Annotated in this window: 4 protein-coding genes and 1 pseudogene; 1 reads left to right on the top strand and 4 read right to left on the bottom strand. The window is 73.4% G+C overall.

The features are described from left to right. The 4 genes from AC3XYG_RS36650 to AC3XYG_RS36635 all read right to left on the bottom strand — a co-directional run. Window positions 1-312: ATP-binding cassette domain-containing protein (locus AC3XYG_RS36650; RefSeq protein WP_489144835.1), on the bottom strand; the 312-nt coding region annotated here is incomplete at its 3' end. 19 nt (window positions 313-331) lie between these two features. After that, window positions 332-898 carry a hypothetical protein gene (locus tag AC3XYG_RS36645; protein WP_489144834.1) on the bottom strand — a complete coding sequence of 189 codons (567 nt, stop codon included), beginning with the start codon at window positions 896-898 and terminating at the stop codon, window positions 332-334. After that, on the bottom strand, window positions 895-1,689 hold the full coding sequence (locus AC3XYG_RS36640) for a polysaccharide deacetylase family protein (RefSeq protein ID WP_489144833.1): 795 nt from the start codon (window positions 1,687-1,689) through the stop codon (window positions 895-897). Before AC3XYG_RS36640 ends, AC3XYG_RS36645 begins: the two co-directional genes overlap by 4 nt. Window positions 1,690-1,784: 95 nt before the next feature. Next, entirely contained in the window at window positions 1,785-2,540 is a 756-nt protein-coding gene (locus AC3XYG_RS36635; protein WP_489144832.1) for a glycosyltransferase, read from the bottom strand. Between AC3XYG_RS36635 and AC3XYG_RS36630 the strand changes: the two are divergent. Beyond that, window positions 2,496-2,890: pseudogene (locus tag AC3XYG_RS36630) on the top strand (hypothetical protein); the annotation flags it as partial. The gene AC3XYG_RS36635 and the pseudogene AC3XYG_RS36630 overlap by 45 nt on opposite strands.

Raw genomic sequence — 2,890 nt, 5'->3', positions numbered from 1 at the left:
GATCATCGAGATCCGGCCGCCGCGGATGGAACGGTAGTCCGGCCCCTCGATCGCCATCTTTGCCAGGTCGACGGTGCCGCCCGGCTTGTCCGGGTCGCAGAACAGGATGCTGCCGCCGCTGACCCGGCCGTTGCTGGGCAGGATGCCCAACACGGCCTGCGACAGCACCGATTTGCCGGAGCCGCTTTCGCCGACCACGGCGACGGTCTTGCCGGCCGGCACCCGCATCGACACGCCGCGCACGGCCTCCAGCGTTCCGCCGGGAACGGCGAAGCCGACATGCAGGTCCTGGATGCGGAGGATATCGGTCATCGCTGCTGGCCGTCCCCGCTCATTCCCGGGCCCCGGATTGCCCGGCGCCGTCGGTGGCAGCCTCGTCGGCTGCAGCCCGGACACCCCAGCGTTCGGCCAGCCCGGATTTCGCTTCCAGGACGCCGATCGCCATCAGGTTGGCCTGGCTGGCATCGTCGACCGGCAGCCCCTTGGCCAGCGCCGCGTCATGCGCCAGCGTGGCGAGGTCGTCGAAGCCGGAGATGGTGGATTCGATCCGCAGCCGCCGGCCGTCGCCGCGCAGGTCCAGCTGCATCCAGCCGCGCTGCCGGTCGCGACGGACCGAGAAGTAGCGCAGCTTGAAACTGGTCAGGTCGCGCCAGGCGATGCGGCTGCCCAACGGGCCGTGGGCGACGATGCCCTGGGCATCGGCCTCGATCACGCTGCGGTGGCGCAGCCAGGTGCGGACCAGGAAGGCCAGGAACACCAGCGCCGCCGCGCCGAAGGCGACGGTGACGATCCAGTGCATCGGCAGCAGCACCAGCGGCAGCCCGGTCAGCACCAGCCCCGCGGCGCCGCGGGCAAAATCGCCACCCAACTCGGCCATGGCATAGCGGTGGGTGGTCATGGCCGGGCTCCGAACAGGGTGCCGGCGTCCGGCCAGTCCGTCGCCGGATGGGCGACGAGCGCCGTGAACAGGGCGTCCAGGAAGATCCAGCCCTCCGAATCATGCACCAGGTGATGGGTCAGGATCCCGGTCGGCTCGTCCGGGTCGGCGGCGCCGGTGCGGCGGTCGGCCAGGTGCCGCAGGACCGGCGCCAGCGTCCGCTCGACCCCGGCGAAGCCGCGGCTGCCGCGCCAGTCGATCGGGTCGGCATGGGTGTTGACCAGGTGCAGGCCGGGCACCGCCTCGCGCGGGCCGAAGCCGGACAGCACGGTCAGGCCGACCTCGCCCAGCCGGGCGCGCAGGCCGGGGCCGAGGCGGTTCCAGGGCGGCGCCAGAACAGGGTGGAAGCGGTCACCGAACAGCTGTTCCAGCCGGGCGCGGCCCTCGGCCAGTTCGGCCAGGGCGGCCTCGGCCGGCCGATGGTCGCCCAGCTCGACGTTCTTCTCCCCGGCCGGGGCGTGCGACCGATGTGCCCAGCCGTGCTGGATCACCGCCGCGTTGGTGCCGGCCAGGCGTTCTGCCAGGGCCGGTTCGACTGCTTCGGGGATGACGGCAAGGGCGACCTGGCGGCCATGCCGTTCGGCCAGGGCCAGCAGCCGGTCCAGCGCCTCGCCCGGCGCCACCGCGTCGTCGTCACGCCACCAGAAGCCCGGCCGGCGGCCAAGGGCGGCCCACCGGTCCAGCTCGGTCCGCAGCTCGGTCCAGGGTTCGCTCGGGGTGGGCAGGGCAGGGGACGGAATGGGCACAGACATGAACGGGGACGGTCCGGACGAAAGAGGCACTATAGCCGGAGGCCGTGCCGCTGCGGCAAGCCCTGCATCCCCGATCCCGCCCTCCCGGATGATTCTCACGCGGCGCTCCGCTTTCCGGCCGCGGCCTCGCCCAAGAGGGTTGCCGTGGTCCGGGCTCCATCCAGCGCCAGGGTCGCCCGGGCCGGCACCGGGGCGGCGATGGCGTCGTCCACTGCCCGTGCCAGCCGCTCCGCCGTCAGGCCGTGCTCCGGCACCACCAGACAATGGCCGGCGGCGGCCAGAAGTTCCGCACGTCGGGTCTGTTCGGTCTCGCCGGCTGCGGCGAAGGGGACGAAGACGGCGCGACAGCCGGCGCGGACCACATCCATGACAGTGTTGTAGCCGGCTTGGCTGATCGACAGGCGGCAGCGCGCCAGCAGCCCCGGGAAATCCGGCCGTGCCGGCTCGACCACCACGCCATCGGTCGCGGTGGCGGTCAGTTCGGCGACAGTGCCGGCGGGCAGGTCCGGCCCGGCCAGCAGCCGCCAGCGGGTTCCGCGCTGGCTGGACAGTGGCCGGGCGGCCAGGGCGGTGCGCAGCAGCTCGGCCCCGACCGCGCCGCCGACACCGGATTCCGCGTGCTGCTGGACGCCGAGCTGCAGCCCGACATCCTGCTGGTCGAGACCTTCCCGTTCGGGCGTCGCGCGGCGGGCGGCGTCCAGCAGCGGCAGCAGCTCGAAGCCGAAGGCGCGACGCCGCGACCGCTGATCGCCAGTTCGGTCCGCGACATCCTGGTGGAGAAGAACGACCCGGCGAAGGTCGAGAGCATGGCCGACACCGCGCGCGCCCTGTTCGACCTGGTGCTGGTGCATGGCGACCCGACGGTGATCCCGTTCGAGGCCAGCTTCCCCCCCGCCCCCCGGATTGCCGACCTGATCCGCTACACCGGCTATGTCGGCGCACCGTCGACCCGCGAGCCGCCGCCGGGCGACGGGGTCGACGAGATCGTCGTTTCGGTCGGCGGCGGCGCGGTCGGCGCCGAGCTGCTGCGCACCGCCCTGGCCGCCCGGCCGCTGTCGAGGCAGGCCCGGGCCCGCTGGCGGCTGCTGGCCGGACCGGACCTGCCCGCCGGCACCGTCGCCGAGCTGACCGCCGCCGCGACCGCTGATCGCCAGTTCGGTCCGCGACATCCTGGTGGAGAAGAACGACCCGGCGAAGGTCG

It is taken from the genome of Inquilinus sp., assembly GCF_057815775.1.
This window is presented reverse-complemented; position numbering and strand designations above follow the sequence as displayed.

Bases quoted from the DNA above. Each gene is read 5' to 3' on its own strand.
- AC3XYG_RS36640 (WP_489144833.1), bottom strand. From the start codon at position 1,689: ATGTCTGTGCCCATTCCGTCCCCTGCCCTGCCCACCCCGAGCGAACCC.
- AC3XYG_RS36635 (WP_489144832.1), bottom strand. From the start codon at position 2,540: ATGCACCAGCACCAGGTCGAACAGGGCGCGCGCGGTGTCGGCCATGCT.
- AC3XYG_RS36645 (WP_489144834.1), bottom strand. From the start codon at position 898: ATGACCACCCACCGCTATGCCATGGCCGAGTTGGGTGGCGATTTTGCC.